The sequence below is a fragment of the Blastococcus sp. SYSU DS1021 genome, from assembly GCF_054050995.1.
Genome location: NZ_JBJHAL010000004.1, coordinates 51,434 through 66,018, shown reverse-complemented (window position 1 = coordinate 66,018; position 14,585 = coordinate 51,434). Strand labels below are relative to the sequence as shown.

At 75.6% G+C, this 14,585-nt stretch carries 13 protein-coding genes; 7 read left to right on the top strand and 6 right to left on the bottom strand.

Going from position 1 to position 14,585, the window contains the following annotated elements:
• Positions 1-8: 8 nt before the first annotated feature.
• Entirely contained in the window at positions 9-284 is a 276-nt protein-coding gene (locus ACI8AP_RS04235) for a DUF4031 domain-containing protein (protein ID WP_456588086.1), read from the top strand.
• Here ACI8AP_RS04235 and ACI8AP_RS04230 read toward each other — a convergent pair.
• On the bottom strand, positions 226-882 hold the full coding sequence (locus ACI8AP_RS04230) for an HD domain-containing protein (RefSeq protein WP_456588085.1): 657 nt from the start codon (positions 880-882) through the stop codon (positions 226-228). The two genes, ACI8AP_RS04235 and ACI8AP_RS04230, sit on opposite strands and share 59 nt — an antisense overlap.
• Positions 879-2,144 carry an ArgE/DapE family deacylase gene (locus ACI8AP_RS04225; RefSeq protein ID WP_456588084.1) on the bottom strand — a complete coding sequence of 422 codons (1,266 nt, stop codon included), beginning with the start codon at positions 2,142-2,144 and terminating at the stop codon, positions 879-881. Before ACI8AP_RS04225 ends, ACI8AP_RS04230 begins: the two co-directional genes overlap by 4 nt.
• Positions 2,145-2,204: 60 nt before the next feature.
• Between ACI8AP_RS04225 and ACI8AP_RS04220 the strand changes: the two genes are divergently transcribed.
• The 4 genes from ACI8AP_RS04220 (at position 2,205) to ACI8AP_RS04205 (ending at position 6,790) form a co-directional block, all read left to right on the top strand.
• Positions 2,205-2,945 (top strand): phospholipid scramblase-related protein, encoded by a 741-nt coding sequence (locus ACI8AP_RS04220; RefSeq protein WP_456588083.1) that lies wholly within the window; start codon positions 2,205-2,207, stop codon positions 2,943-2,945.
• Between the two features lie 340 nt (positions 2,946-3,285).
• On the top strand, positions 3,286-3,417 hold the full coding sequence (locus tag ACI8AP_RS04215) for a hypothetical protein (RefSeq protein ID WP_456588082.1): 132 nt from the start codon (positions 3,286-3,288) through the stop codon (positions 3,415-3,417).
• A 53-nt stretch (positions 3,418-3,470) separates the two neighbouring features.
• The gene (locus tag ACI8AP_RS04210; RefSeq protein WP_456588081.1) at positions 3,471-6,470 is read left to right on the top strand and encodes a helix-turn-helix transcriptional regulator; all 3,000 of its coding nucleotides are present in this window, start codon (positions 3,471-3,473) and stop codon (positions 6,468-6,470) included.
• Positions 6,467-6,790 carry a hypothetical protein gene (locus ACI8AP_RS04205; RefSeq protein WP_456588080.1) on the top strand — a complete coding sequence of 108 codons (324 nt, stop codon included), beginning with the start codon at positions 6,467-6,469 and terminating at the stop codon, positions 6,788-6,790. The genes ACI8AP_RS04210 and ACI8AP_RS04205 overlap by 4 nt, the downstream gene beginning before the upstream one ends.
• A 10-nt stretch (positions 6,791-6,800) precedes the next feature.
• Here the strand turns inward: ACI8AP_RS04205 and ACI8AP_RS04200 are convergent, their stop codons facing one another.
• The 4 genes from ACI8AP_RS04200 to ACI8AP_RS04185 form a co-directional block, all read right to left on the bottom strand.
• Positions 6,801-8,576, bottom strand: a complete 1,776-nt coding sequence (locus ACI8AP_RS04200) for a DEAD/DEAH box helicase (RefSeq protein ID WP_456588079.1) — start codon at positions 8,574-8,576, stop codon at positions 6,801-6,803.
• 199 nt (positions 8,577-8,775) lie between these two features.
• Entirely contained in the window at positions 8,776-10,863 is a 2,088-nt protein-coding gene (locus tag ACI8AP_RS04195) for a xanthine dehydrogenase family protein molybdopterin-binding subunit (protein ID WP_456588078.1), read from the bottom strand.
• Positions 10,860-11,873, bottom strand: a complete 1,014-nt coding sequence (locus ACI8AP_RS04190) for an FAD binding domain-containing protein (protein ID WP_456588077.1) — start codon at positions 11,871-11,873, stop codon at positions 10,860-10,862. The genes ACI8AP_RS04195 and ACI8AP_RS04190 overlap by 4 nt, the downstream gene beginning before the upstream one ends.
• Positions 11,870-12,376 (bottom strand): 2Fe-2S iron-sulfur cluster-binding protein, encoded by a 507-nt coding sequence (locus tag ACI8AP_RS04185; protein WP_456588076.1) that lies wholly within the window; start codon positions 12,374-12,376, stop codon positions 11,870-11,872. Before ACI8AP_RS04185 ends, ACI8AP_RS04190 begins: the two co-directional genes overlap by 4 nt.
• 169 nt (positions 12,377-12,545) lie before the next feature.
• On the opposite strand from ACI8AP_RS04185, the gene ACI8AP_RS04180 reads away from it, so the two are divergent.
• Both ACI8AP_RS04180 and ACI8AP_RS04175 read left to right on the top strand, forming a co-directional pair.
• Positions 12,546-13,178 (top strand): hypothetical protein, encoded by a 633-nt coding sequence (locus ACI8AP_RS04180; protein WP_456588075.1) that lies wholly within the window; start codon positions 12,546-12,548, stop codon positions 13,176-13,178.
• On the top strand, positions 13,172-14,578 hold the full coding sequence (locus ACI8AP_RS04175) for a hypothetical protein (protein WP_456588074.1): 1,407 nt from the start codon (positions 13,172-13,174) through the stop codon (positions 14,576-14,578). Before ACI8AP_RS04180 ends, ACI8AP_RS04175 begins: the two co-directional genes overlap by 7 nt.
• Positions 14,579-14,585: the final 7 nt, after the last annotated feature.

The window sequence follows — 14,585 nt, the reverse complement described above, 5'->3', positions numbered from 1 at the left end:
GCTTCCTCGTGGCCGTGCTCATCGACAGCCCCGTGTGGCCCTGGCGGGGCCGGATGTGGTCGCACCTGGTCAGCGACGTCTCCTACGACGAGCTGCACGCGTTCGTCGCCGCCGAGCTGGGCATCCCGCGGCGCGCGTTCCAGGGTGACCACTACGACGTGCCTGCGGACCTCTACGACGCCGCCGTCGCCGCGGGCGCGCTGCCGGTGGGTTGCCGCGAGCTGCTCAGCCGTCTCCTGGCGGCGGGTCTGCGGCAGCGGAAGCGCGGGACCGCAGGAGCGTGAGCTCGGCGGTCAGGTTGGCGCGGGCGAGGGGTTCCCACTCCGCGGCGGCGGGGAGCCGGTAGAGGCGGGGCAGGCCGAGCAGCCGCTCCAGGACGGCGATCCGCCCGGCGGTGAACTCCTCGTCGGAGAGGTGCCCGTACTCGGCCCGCACCGCCGAGGCGTACCCCGCGTACGCGGCCGGGGGAGCGGCGAGCACGGCGAGGTCGGCGTCGCACAGGGCCGCGCCGTTGGCGTCCCCGGGTTCCGGGTCGTGCCCGGCCGTGAGCAGGACAAGCCGGGCCACCTCCTCGACCCGTTCCTCGGGCACCAGCCCCCGCAGCCCGGCGCGGGCGCGCTCGGCGCTGACCTGCTCGTTGTCCGGGCGCAGCGGGTCGTAGACGACGTCGTGGTACCAGGCGGCCAGGGCGACGGCGTCGGGGTCGGGGACGTCGGCGGAGAGCCGCTCGGCCAACCCGAGGACGGCGGCCAGGTGGGCGAGGTCGTGGTAGCGGCGGTGCGGCTCGCTCCAGGCGGCGACGAGCGCCGCCCACTCGGTGCGGGAGGTGGGGGAGTCCCCGGCGAGCGCCGCCCAGGCCTCGAACCCGACCGGGCCGCTCACCGGACCCCGCAGCTGCGCAGCGCCAGCAGGGCGAAGGCGCGGGCGGCGGTGACGAGTTCGGCGACGGGTACCCGCTCCTGCGGCCCATGGGCCAGGTGCAGGTCGCCGGGCCCGTAGTGCAGGGTCGGGATGCCCTCGGCCGCGTAGAGCCGCAGGTCGGTGCCCGCGGGGAGCGCCCGCTCGGGCGGGGGCGGCCCACCGGCGTCCACCACGGCCGCACGCACCGCCGGCAGCAGCGGGTGCCCGGCCGGCAGCTGACCGCTGGCGAACGCCCCTCCGGTCCACGTCAGCCGCACCGGGTGCGTGGCCAGCCAGGGGTGGGCGGCGCAGACCTCGGCGAGGCGGGTCTCCAGGGCCGCCCGCGCGGACTCCACCGGCTCGCCGATCCGCACGCCGTAGCGGCCCTCGGCGACCAGCCGGTCGGGCACCGAGCTCGCCCAGTCGCCGGCCTGCACCCGGCCGAGGGAGATGCCGTAGGGGAACCGGGCGTCGCCGAAGCGCGGATCGGCGTCCCGCTGCCGCTCGGCCTCGAATGCGAGCAGCGCGGCGTGCACGTGCGCGAACAGCTCCACCGCACTCACCCCGCGGTCGCGCATGGCGGCGTGCGCGGCGTGCCCGGTGATCTCCAGCCGGAAGGTGAGCGCCCCGGCGTGCGCCGTCACCACGGCCTGCGCCGTGGGTTCGGGGATGACGCACAGCTCGCCGGTGTGGCCGCGCCGCAGGGTGGCCCACGCGCCGAGACCGCCGTCCTCCTCGCCCACCACACCGTGCAGGGCGAGCGGCCGGGCCAGGCGCACCCCCGCCGTCCGCAGGGCGTGCACGGCGGCCAGGCAGGCGGCGACGCCGGCCTTCATGTCGCAGGCCCCGCGCCCGTGCACCGCGCCGTCGGCGAACCGGGGGACGAACGGGTCGCCGCCCCACAGCCCGAGGTCGCCGGGCGGGACGACGTCGGTGTGGCCGGAGAGCACCAGCGCCGGGGTGCCGTCGCCGCCGAGCGTGCCGACGACGCCCCAGGCCTCGGTGCGCACCACCTCCTGCCCGGGGGCGCCGGGGGCGGTCGCGGCCTCGGCGAGGTCGATCGGCCAGCGGTCGACGTCGCAGCCGAGCTCGTCGAGCCAGCCGGCGAGCAGGTGCTGGACCTCGCTCTCGGCGGCCGTGCCGCCGACGGACGGGACGGCGATCAGCGCGCAGAGCCGCTCCACCGCCCACCGCTCGTCGACGGCGGCGAGGACCCGGGCCTCGACGTCGGTCAGGTCGGCCACGGTCGGAGTCTGGCACGCGGGTGCCGGGCGGTGCGGGGCAGCGGCGATAGCGTGACCGCCGTGAGCCAACCCCCGCCGCCGCCCGGCTGGTACCCCGATCCCGCCGGCGGCCCGGGCACCCGCTGGTGGGACGGCCAGGGCTGGTCCGAGCACGTCCAGCAGGCCACGCCGTCGCCTCCGCCGCAGCAGCCACCGGGAGCAGGCCCCTCGCTGTACGACCAGCCGGTCCTGCTGGTGAACCAGAAGACCAAGCTGATCGAGCTCACCAACGAGTACGCCGTCCTCGACGGCAATGGTCAGCAGATCGGCGCCGTCGTGCAGGTGGGGCAGAGCTCGCTGAAGAAGGCGGTGCGGCTGGTCTCCAGCCTCGACCAGTTCCTCACCCACCGGCTGGAGGTGCGCGACGCGCGCGGGCCGGTGCTGGTGCTCACCCGACCGGCGAAGCTCATGCGCTCGCGGGTGGTCGTGGAGCGGCCCGACGGGACGCCCGTCGGCGAGATCGTGCAGGCCAACGTCTTCGGCCGGATCCGCTTCGACCTGGTGGCCGGCGGGCAGCTCGTGGGCGCGATCCAGGCGGAGAACTGGCGCGCCTGGGACTTCGCCGTCACCGACGCCGCCGGCGCCGAGGTCGCGCGGATCACGAAGAAGTGGGAGGGGCTGGCCCGGACCATGTTCACCACGGCCGACCGCTACGTCGTCCTGGTGCACTACCGGTTGCCCGAGCCGCTGGCCAGCATGGTCATCGCCTCGGCGCTCACCGTCGACACGGCGCTGAAGCAGGACGAGCGCGGCTTCAACTGAAAAATGCCGCCGGGCGGGTGTCGCGCCGGGGAGCGCGGGTAGCCTCGAAGACGTCCGGGCCGGGTGCATCGTGCCCCCGGGTGCCATTTGGTTACGCCTTCACGGACTACCGCCCCGACCTCGGTCGGGGGCCTGGAGCCGTGTTGTGCTTTTCGCCGCGAGGCGGCCGTCATCCGGTCCGGACCTCATCCCCGATCGGCCCCACCTCAGGGTGGGGCCGATCGTCGTGAGGGGGCCTCAGCCCCGCCCGGCGCCGTGGGACTGCCCGGCCGACCGATGCCGCGCAGCACCCCTCAGCACGACCGTTCCTCCCGTCAGCACGGACGAGGAAGGAACGGCCATGACCATGCACTACCCGAACCCAGGCCTGGACGCGGAGCTCGCCTACCGCCGGGAGGTGCTCCAGGCGCTCAGCCGTGGCGCCCGCACCGGGCGCGGTCCGTGGATGCGCCGCCGGCGGCGTTCGCGCTGAGCGCAGCCGGTCGGAGCGGATCCGGGGGAGTCCTGTCGTCCCCGCGTGCCACGATGCCAGCCGTGTCACGTTGGGACGACGCCCCGCTGGTGGGCCGGGCCGAGGAGCTCGCCCGCCTGCTCGCGCACGTCGAACGGGCCGTCGCCGGCCGGGCGTGCGCAGCGCTGCTCGCCGGCGACGCCGGCGTGGGCAAGACCCGGCTGCTCGACGAGCTGGGCCGGCGGGCGGCCGAGCGCGGGCTGCGGGTGCTCACGGGGCACTGCGTCGACCTCGGCGACGTCGGCCTGCCCTACCTGCCGTTCGTCGACCTGCTGCGCCCGCTCGCGGCCGACCCGGAGCTCGCTCCCGCGACCCGGCACAACCCGGTCCTCACCGGCCTGGTCTCGGGTCGGCCGGGCGCCCCGGTGCCGGTGCCGCCGCCCGGCGAGGGGCAGGACCTCGGCCGCCCGCTGCCGCACCGGGCCGCGCCCCAGCCGGTCGACGACGGGCGGCTGCAGCTGTTCGAGTCGGTCGCCGGGCTGCTGTGCGAGGTCGCCACCACCGGCCCGCTGCTCCTCGTGCTCGAGGACGTGCACTGGGCCGACCGCTCCAGCCGCGACCTGCTGCGCTACCTGCTGGCCCGGCTGGTCGAGGAGCCGATCGCCGTCGTCGTCTCCTACCGCGCCGACGACCTGCACCGCCGCCACCCACTGCGGCCCCTGCTCGCCGAGCTGGTGCGGCTGCCCGGTGTGGAGCGCATCGACCTGGCGCCGCTCCCGGACGGCGCGGTGGGGGAGCTGGTGCGCACGCTCGCGGGGGCGACCGGCGGTATCGCGGAGAGCACCGTGGACGACGTCGTCGCCCGGGCCGAGGGCAACGCCTTCTACGCCGAGGAGCTGCTCGCCGCGGGCCTGCAGGGCGAGGCGCTGCCGTTGGCGCTGGCCGACGTGCTGCTGGCCCGGGTCGAGCAGCGCTCCCCGGCGGCGCAGCGGGTGCTGCGGGTGGCCGCGGTCGCCGGGCGCCAGGTGCGCCACGAACTGGTCGCCGCGATCGGCGAGCTGGCGCCCGACGAGCTCGACCGGGCGCTCGCCGAGGTCGTGCACCACCACCTCCTCGTCGTCTCCGACGACGGCCGCTACCGCTTCCGGCACGCGCTGCTGCGCGAGGCCGTGCTGGCCGACCTCCTGCCGGGGGAGCGGGTGCGGCTGCACGCGGCGATCGCCGGCTACCTGGGCGCCCACCCCGACGCCGGCACCGCCGCCGAGCGCGCCCACCACGCGCGGGAGAGCAACGACCTGCCGGGTGCGTTCAGCGCCTCGCTGGAGGCCGCCGTCGCCGCCTGCTGCGTGGGCGCCCCGGCCGAGCAGCTGCAGCACCTGGAGGCGGCGCTCGCCCTGTGGCCGGCGGTCGCCGACGCGGCGGCGCGGGCCGGCCGCGACCAGGTGGCGCTGCTGGTGGAGACGGCCGCCGCCGCCCGCACCGCGGGCGAGCTGCACCGCGCGGTGGCGCTGCTCCGCGCGGCGCTGGAACTGGTGGGGCCCGACGGCGACCCGGTGACGCGGGCCCGCCTGCACTACACGCTCGCGCAGGCACTGGTCCGGCTCGACGACCACACCGGCGGGCACCGGGAGAGCAGCGCCGCCATGGCCCTGGTGCCGGCCGACCCGCCGTCGGAGGTGCGCACCTGGGCGGCGGCCACGCATGCGCGGATGTGCTTCGCCCTGAACCTGCTCGCCGAGGGCGACGCGGCCGCGGAGGAGGCGCTCGCGGCGGCCGACGTCCTGGGGCTGGACAGTGCGTGGTCGGACACCGCCGTCTCGCAGGTGCGCTCACGCCCGGCCGCGGACGTCGAGGCGGTGCGGCGTCGCCTGGACGAGGCGCTGGAGCGTGCCCGGCGCTCCGGTGACGTGGACGTGGAGATGCGGGCCTGGTTCAACCTCGCCATCGACCGGTTCGAGGCCGGCGACGTGGCGGGCTCGCTGGCGCTGACCGAGCAGGCGACCGAGCGGGCCCGGGGGCTGGGCGTCGAGTGGGCCACCTACCCGGCCGGGCTGCGGCACCTGCGGGTGACGGCGCTCTACACGGCGGGGGAGTGGGACGCCAGCCTGGCCGAGGCCGACCTGCTCGCCCGGGTGCCGGAGATGGCGGCGCACGTGCGTGCCGCCGCGCTGCTCGTGCTGGTCGGCCGGGGCGACCCGGCGGCACGGGACCGGCTGGCGTGGGCACGGTCGCTGGTCGAGCGGTCGAACACCCACTTCCTGCTCTCGCTGGTCACGGGGGCGGCCGAGATCGACCTGGCCGGCTGGGCGGGCGACCCGGAGACCGCCGTCGCCGTCGCCGTGGCCACCAGCGCCCGGCTGCGGCAGGTGTGGCCGTTCGACCACCTCGGGGTGCTGCGGCTGGTCGCCACCGCGCTGGGTGCGGCCGCCGACGCGGCCTGCGCGGCCGGCCTGGCGGGGGATCACGCCACCGCCGACGGCTGGGTGCGCCGCGGTGAGGAGCTGGTGGGGATCGCCCGCTCGGCGGTCGAGGTGTTCGAGCGCTCGGTGGGCGGGATGGGCGTCGAGGGCCTGGCCTGGCAGGCGCGGGCGCACGCGGAGCAGGCGCGGCTGGCGGGGAAGGCCGCGCCGGAGCTGTGGCAGGCGGCGGTCGAGGCGTTCGGCTACGGGCACGTGTACGAGGAGGCGAGGTCGCGGTGGCGGCTGGCCGAGGCGCTGCTGGCCACCGACGACCGGGGCGGGGCCGCCGTCGAGGCGCGCGCCGCGCACGAGGTCGCCGTCCGGCTGGGTGCCGCGCCGCTGCGCACGGCGGTCGAGGCGCTGGTCCGGCGGGGCCGGCTCGACGTCCCCGGCGTCCGGCTGGTGGACGTCTCCACGGTGCTCACCCCGCGTGAGCAGTCGGTGCTCGCGCTGCTGGCGAAGGGGCGCACCAACCGGCAGATCGGTGCGGAGCTCTACATCAGCGAGAAGACCGCGAGCGTGCACGTCAGCAACATCCTGGCCAAGCTCGGCGCGGGCGGCCGCACCGAAGCGGTCGCGATCGCCGCGGCCCGCGGTCTCCTGGTCGACGGGTGATGTTCCACGTCACCTCGTCGCGGAACCGGGCGTCGATCCAGGCCCACGGCCTGGACTGGCGGCGGATGGGCGATACCCCGGGGATCGCGGGCAGCCCGGTGCCGGAGCAGGAAGGCTGCTTCCTCGCCCCCGACGAGTGGACGGCGGACTACTTCGTCGCCATGAACAACACCGGCGGTCCGGTCGACGTCTGGGCCGTGGAGGACGTCGACCCCGCGGACCTGCTGACCTCGGGGGAGGGATACGAGTACTTCCCAGGCGTGATCCCGCCGGAGCGCCTCCGGCTCGTCCGGACGGACGTGCCCCCGGTCGAGAGCTGAGCGGTCCGCGTCAGAGCATCGTGCGCAGGCGCTCGCGGCGGGCGCGGAGCACGTCGACCGACGCCGACGCCGACGGCGGCCCGGGCACCTGCTGGCGCAGCTGGGTGTGCACCACGGCCTGCGGCTGCGAGGTCCGTGCGGCGACGCGGTTGACCAGCTTGTTGATCTCCCGGCGCAGCTCGGCGGCGTCGCGCCACGAGCGGCCGGCGTCGTCCTCGTCGGGGTGGTCCTCGACGACCATGAAGTCGTCGGCGTCGTTCCGGTGGCTCGCCGCGATGCGCAGCCGCAGCTCGTCGTCCCGCTTGGCCAGCAGCGACGCCGTCTGCTCGGGGGTGAGCAGCCCGGGGATGCCGAGGAAGTCCTCCTCCTCGGGGGCGACGACGGTCGCCGGGCCCCCCGCACCGGTGTGCGCCGTCCCACCGTGCAGGACGTGGGCGAAGCGGGCGTCGGCCTCGAGCGCCTCCCACTGCTTCATCTCGCCCTCGCGCGGCTCCCGCGGCGGCAGGTCGAGCGCCTCGAGCTCCTCGTCCGGCTGGCTCCGGGGCGGCGGCATGACGTGGTTGCGCTGCTCCTCCATGGAGGCGGCCAGCGACAGCAGCGGGCGGACGGCGGGGAGGAAGACGGTCGCCGACTCGTGCGGCGAGCGGGAGCGGACGACGCGGCCGACGGCCTGGGCGAAGAACAGCGGCGTCCGGTAGGAGGTCATCCAGGCCAGGACGGCGGCGCGCGGGACGTCGACGCCCTCGGAGATCATCCGCACGCAGACGGCGATCCGCGCCGTCCCGGTGGCGAACTTCTCGATCTTCTTCGACGCCTTCGGGTCGTCCGACAGGATCAGCTCCGGCGCCTTGCCGGTCACGCGGCGCACGATCTTGGCGTAGTCGCGGGCGTCGTCCTGGTCGCTGGCGAGGATCAGCCCGGCGGCGTCGGGCATGCCGCCCTCCTCGCGCAGGTGGGTGATCCGGTCGTCCATCGCGGCGATGACGTGCGGCACCCACTGGCCCTTGGGGTCCAGCGCGGTGCGCCAGGCCTGCATCTCCACCGACTTGGTGCCGGCCTCGGAGAGCGAGGCGGCGACCACCTCGCCGGCGGAGTTCCGCCAGCGCGAGGTGCCGGTGTAGGCGGCGAAGACGACGGGGCGGACGACGTTGTCGGCCAGCGCCTCCTTGTAGCCGTAGGTGTAGTCGGCGCGGCTGACCAGACCGCCCGCCTCGCCCTCGAAGGTGTCCTCCTCGTAGCGGACGAAGGGGATGCGCTCGTCGGGCTTGGTGCGGAACGGCGTCCCGGTCAGGCACAGCCGGCGGGCGGCCATGCCGTAGGCCTCCTCGACCGCCTCGCCCCAGGAGAGGCCGTCACCGGCGTGGTGCACCTCGTCGAGGATGACCAGCGACTTGACCGCGGTGGCGCGGGCGGCGTGCAGCATCGGCTTGCCCGCGACCTGCGCGTAGGTGGTGACGTAGCCCTGGGTGCCGGCGCGCACCGGGCCGACGGCGTTGGTCAGGTTCGGGTCGAGGACGATGCCCATCGCGTCGGCGGCCTCGGCCCACTGCAGGCGCAGGTGGTCGGTGGGGGCGACGACGACGACGCGGGCGACCTCGCGCCGGGACAGCAGCCGCGCCGCCAGGGTCAGGGCGAAGGTCGTCTTGCCGGCGCCCGGCGTAGCGGTGACGAGGAAGTCCTTGGGGGAGGCCTCCTCGTACTGGCTGAGGGCGGCCTGCTGCCATGCCCGGAGCGGTCGGCTGGTCGTCTGCGGGGCCCGGGCCGCCGCTGCTGCTGCAGTCGCCATGTCGGGGCCCATTCTGATCGGCGGCGGGGCAACACGCCCAACGGGGTCCTCCCGCGCGCCACCGCCGCCGCGACGTATGGGAAAGCCCGGACGAGTCGCTGACCAGCGCGTTCACGTCCGGCGTCACGACGGTATGGCGCGGATCACCGGCGTGCCGGACCGACTCGTCACGTCACGCCGGTCCCGCCCGACGCAGGGGTCAGGGCAGCCCCGCGAGGACCTTGTCGAGCGTCACCGGGAGGTCCCGCACCCGCACGCCGGTCGCCGCGTGCACGGCGTTGACGACCGCCGCCGCCGCTCCGGTGATACCGATCTCACCGATCCCCTTGGCGCCCATCACGTTGACGTAGGGGTCGTGCTCGTCGAGCCACACCGCCTCGATCTCGCCGACGTCGGCGTTGACGGTGATGTGGTACTCGGCCAGGTCGTGGTTGGCCACCTGCCCGATCCGGGAGTCCCAGACGCTGTTCTCGTGCAGCGCCATCGACAGCCCCATCGTCATCCCGCCGATGAGCTGCGAGCGGGCGGTGGTCGGGTTGATCACCCGGCCGACGCCGAAGACGCCGAGCATGCGCGGCACCCGGATCTCGCCGGTGTCGACGTCCACCCGCGCCTCCACGAACTGGGCGCCGAACGCGTAGGGGGCGTGCGCGTCGTCCTTGGCGGCCTGGTCGACGTCGCCGGAGACCTCGTCGCCGTCCGCCGGCGCCCCGCCGAACTTGTCGCGGAACGCGCGCGCGGCCACCACGAGCGCCGAGCCCCAGGTGTTCGTCCCCGAGGAACCCCCGGCCACCGACGCGACCGGGTAGCGGGTGTCGCCGATCCGCACCTCGACGTCGGCGACGTCCACCCCGAGGGCGTCGGCGGTGATCTGCGGCAGGATCGTCCAGGCCCCGGTCCCGAGATCGGCGGCGCCGATCTCGGCGATGTAGCGGCCGCCCTCGAAGCGCAGGTTCGCCGTCGAGGTGGCCTGGCGCATCGTCGGGTAGACCGAGGACGCGACCCCGTACCCGACGAGCCAGTTCCCCTCCCGCCGTCCGCGCGGGCGGTCGGCCCAGCCGAAGCGCTCGGCCCCCTCGCGCAGGCAGCGCACCAGGTTGCGGCTCGACCAGGGCTTGCCCGTCTCCGGGTCGACCTCGGGCTCGTTGCGGATCCGCAGCTCGATCGGGTCGATGCCCAGCTCCTCGGCCAGCTCGTCCATGGCGACCTCGGGGCCGAACATGCCCGGGCACTCTCCGGGCGCGCGCATCCAGGAGGGCACCGGGACGTCGAGGGCGGCCAGCCGGTGGGTGCTCCGCCGGCTGGGTGAGGCGTACATCATCCGGGCGGGGACGCCGGTCTGCTCCGCGAACTCCTTGATCCGCGAGGTCTGCTCGACGACGTCGATCGCGATCGCCTGGAGCCGGCCGCGGCGGTCGGCGGCCAGCTGCATCTGCTGGATCGTCGGCGTGCGGTAACCGGCCAGGAAGAACATCTGCTGCCGGGTGAGCGCGAGCTTCACCGGCCGGCCGGGCAGCGCGCGGGCGGCCATCGTCGCGAGCATGACGTTGGCGTGCGGCTGCCCCTTGGAGCCGAACCCGCCGCCCACGTACGGGCAGACCACCCGCACCTGCTCCTGCTCCAGGCCGAACACCTCGCAGACCGCGGCGCGGTCGGGGTGCACGCCCTGGGTGGAGTCCCACAGGGTCAGGAACTGCGCCTCGGCGTCCCACAGCGCCGTCGTCGCATGCGGCTCCAGGGGGTTGTTGTGGTACATCGCCGTCGAGTAGGTGCGCTCCAGCGTCACCTCCGCGGTGGCCATCGCCGCGGCGACGTCGCCCTCCGCGGTGTCGGTCTCGTGGCCGGCGTTGACCTTCTCCGGCTTGTAGAGGTCGTCCCGGTCGACGGCGAGCTCGGCGTCGTGCGGCTGCTCGTCGTAGGTCACGCGGATCGCGTCGGCGGCCTGCCGGGCGACCTCGGAGGTCTCCGCGACCACCACCCCGAGCGGCTGCCCGCGGAAGGCCACCTCGTCGCTCTGCAGGACGGCGTACTCGGCGTCCTCGGTGCTCGCCAGCCGCTCGGCGTCGAACGGGGTGAGGATCCGCAGCACCCCGTCGAGGGCCGCGGCCGCCGTGGTGTCCATGGCGGTCACGCGGCCGCGGGCGACGGTCGCCTGCACCGGGTGGCAGTAGGCGGGGTTCTCCACCGGCGTCTCGACGGCGTAGGTCGCGGTGCCCCGCACCTTGGCCTCGCCGTCGCGCCGGACCAGCCCCTGCCCGATCGCGCGCGGCTCCAGCAGGTCGGTCATGACTGCTCCTCGGTCAGCGTGCGCAGGGTGGCGGCGACGGTGCGGGTGACGAGCGGGATCTTGAAGCCGTTGCCGCCCTCGACGCCGGGCTGCGGCTGGGCGGCCGCGAGTTCGGCGTCCATCGCGGCCCGGACGGCGTCGTCGGTGAGCGGCTGCCCGCGCAGGATCTCCTCGGCGCGGGACGCCCGCCACGGCTTGTGCGCCACCCCGCCGAGCGCGATGCGGACGTCGCCGTCGTGCACCACGGCCGCGACGCTCACGAGCGCGAAGGCGTACGAGGCCCGGTCGCGCACCTTCCGGTAGGCGCTCCGCGTCCCCGCCGACAGCGGCGGCAGGTCGATCGCGGTGATCAGCTCGCCGTGCTCCAGCACCGTGTCCCGCGACGGGTCGTCGCCGGGGAGCCGGTGCAGGTCCGTGAACGGGATGGTGCGGACGCCGGCCGGGCCGAGGGTGTGCACCCGCGCGTCGAGCGCGGCGAGCGCGACGGCCATGTCGGAGGGGTGGGTGGCGATGCAGGTCTCGGGGGCGGTCGGATCCGGCAGCGCACCCGGCGTCCCGAGGATCGCGTGGTAGCGCACGTAGCCGCCGACCGCGGAGCAGCCGGTACCTGGCTCGCGCTTGTTGCAGGGCGTCGTGACGTCCTGGAAGTACGGGCAGCGGGTGCGCTGCAGCGGGTTGCCCCCGGTGGTCGCCATGTTCCGCAGCTGCCCGGTGGCACCGGCCAGCAGGGCCTGGGCGAGCACCGGGTAGCGCTCCCGGACCCGGCCGTCGGCGGCGACCTCGCTGTTGGTGCTGGCGGCGCCGAGGCGCAGCCCGCCGTCGTCGAGGTCGGTGATCTCGCGGGAGGTCAGGGTGCGGACGTCGACGACCAGGTCGGGCCGGGCGACGCCGAGGCGCAGGTGGTCGACCAGGTTGGTGCCGCCGGCGAGGAAGACGGCGTTCGGCTCGGCGGCGACGTCGCGGACCGCCTCGGCGACGTCGCCGGGCTTCGCGAAGGTGAACGGCTTCACCGGCCAGCCGCTTCCTGGACGGCGGGCGTGATGTTCACGTAGGCGGCGCAGCGGCACAGGTTGCCGCTCATCCGCTCGGCGACCTCGTCGTGCGTCATCTCCGGCTCGCTGGTGAGGTCCTCGGTGACGTGGCTGGGCCAGCCCTTCTCGAATTCCTCGATGACGCCGACCGCCGAGCAGACCTGGCCCGGGGTGCAGTAGCCGCACTGAAAGGCGTCCCGCTCCAGGAAGGCCCGTTGCACCGGGTGCAGCTCGCCGTCGCGGGCCAACCCGTCGGCGGTGGTGATCTCCGCGCCGTCGTGCGCGACCGCGAGCGCGAGGCAGGAGAGCGCCCGCTGCCCGTCGAGCAGGATCGTGCAGGCCCCGCACTGTCCGTGGTCGCAGCCCTTCTTCGGGCTGGTGTTGCCCAGCCGCTCGCGCAGCGCGTCGAGCAGGGAGGTGCGGGTGTCGACGGTCAGCCGGCGGGTCTCGCCGTCGACCCGCAGCGTGATGTCCGCGTCCATGGCCCGCCGGTGCCCCCGCCGGTCGGCGTGGCAAACCCGGTGCAGATGACAACCGGGTGTCCTGCCGGGCTGCTGCACGCTCGAGAGCGGGCCCTGTGGCTCGAGGTGCGCGGCTCTGACGCAGGAGCGGTCGCGCGGAATTGTCGGTGGTCGAACGTATGTTCGAAGCATGCCAGACGCCGGGACGATGACCAGTGCCCCACCGGGTGCGCCTGCGGTCGGCTGGGCGACCGGGCCGCTCGGCGCGGTGCAGGCCGCCGACCGGCAGATCGCCCGGCAGACCGCGCTGCGCGCCCGGGCGGTGGCCGAGTTCGCGGCGGCCCGTCCGGCGTCCGTGGACCGGCAGCCGGGCGAGCCCGGTGCCATGAGTGCCGATCGCCGGGCCTCCCGGCCGGAGGTGCTCGCCGACGTCAGCGAGTGGGCCACCCAGGAACTCGCCGTCGCCCTGTCCCGGACCTTGCAGTCGGCTGAGGCGCTGCTCACCCGGTCCTTGACGCTCGTGCACCGGCTGCGCGGAACGCTGGCGGCCCTCGAGTCGGGCACGCTGCACGACGGGCACCTGTGGCCGATGCTCGGCACCGTCGCGCCGATCGCGGACCCGAAGGTCCGCGCCGAGGTGGAGGCCGAACTGCTCGCCTGGGTCGGCCGGCGGACCACCACCACCCGGCGCAGCTGGGTGACAAGGCGCGGCGTGTGGTCCTCCGGCGCGATGCGCGCGACGCGGCCGGACGGCTGGCCCGAGCGCTGCGCGACCGCGGCGTCTCCGTGCGGCCGGGCACTGCGGACGGGACGGCGGTGCTGAGCGCGCTGCTCACGGTGCCCGAGGCCCAGGCGCTGCTGGACGCCCTGGGTCGGTACGCCGACGCCCTCGACACCGGCCCCGATGACCAGCGCACCCGTGGGCAGAAGATGGCCGACTGCCTGCTCGACCTCGTCCTGCGGCCCGGGGAGCACGAGATGCCGCCGGTGACCGCGCAGCTGACCGTGGTCGCCGGGGTGCGCACCCTGCTGGGCGGCGACGAGCCGGGCGAGATCTCCGGGCAGGTGGTCCCGGCGGAGATGGTGCGGGCGCTCGCCCGTGCCCTGGGGCTGCTCCCCGACGCCGCTGGGGAGGAAGCCGCACCGGTCGTTGCTCCGTCCGTCGCGCCACCCACCCCGGCACGCGCCGCCTGGCCCACGGAGGAGGAGGCCTTCGCCGACTGGTGGGCAGCCTCCGAGGCGCTCGTCCTCGCTGAGTGGGGCGGTGCGGAGGAGCCGCCGGAGGCGGAGATGGAACGCTACTGGGCCGAGCAGGCCCGCTTCCACCGCATGCCCTCACCGGTGGACATGGGCGTGTTCGACCCGCCGCGGGCCGGTGCGGCACCGCCCCTCGACGCATGGTGGTCCGACGGACCCGCGCCCGGCGACGGTGCGCGCGCCCGCTCCACCTCACCGGCCGACGACGGTCCCGGGTCCGAGGTACATCCTCAGCCTGCCGTCGGCACGTGGGCGGCGGCCGATCGTGCCGTCGATGTCGCAGGCGCGGCGCTGCTCGACCTGGAGCGCGCCGTCGGGCGGGCGCAGCGTGCGGTCGCGGCCGCGCGGCTCGCCGACGCGGACGACGAGGAGGCGTGGCAGGCCGGCCCCGAGGGCCGGGCGTCCGAGGCACCCGATGCGATCACCGCGTTGACCGCGGCGGCCCAGCAGCAGCGCGTGGCCCTGGCCGGCCTGCTGCACCGCACCGGAGGTGGAGGCCTCGCCGACCGGCCGCGCATCGCCGTGGTGGACGAGCTCACCGGGGCCCTGCTGGCGCTCACCGATGTGCCGGAGCTCTGCCGGCTGGCCGTCTGCGGGGACGCCGCCTGCCGCCGCGAGCCGACCGGGTGCGATCACGACCTGACCGGTCGGCCCGGGCTCGGCCCACCGTCACCCACCGACGGCTACCGGCCGGGCACCGCGCTCGACCGTTTCCTCCGCGCCCGCGACCGGCGCTGCCGCTTCCCCGGCTGCCGTCGGCCGGTCCCGCGCGGCGGCGAGCTCGACCACGACCGCCCGTACCCCGACGGACCCACCGCGGCGACCAACCTCGTCGGTTACTGCACGTCGCACCACCGCGGCAAGCACCAGGCCCCCGGGTGGCAGCACGAGCTCGCACCGGACGGCACCCTGACGGTCACCACACCGAGCGGCCTGGTGGCGGCGACATCGCCACCGCCGTTCTGAGGACGAG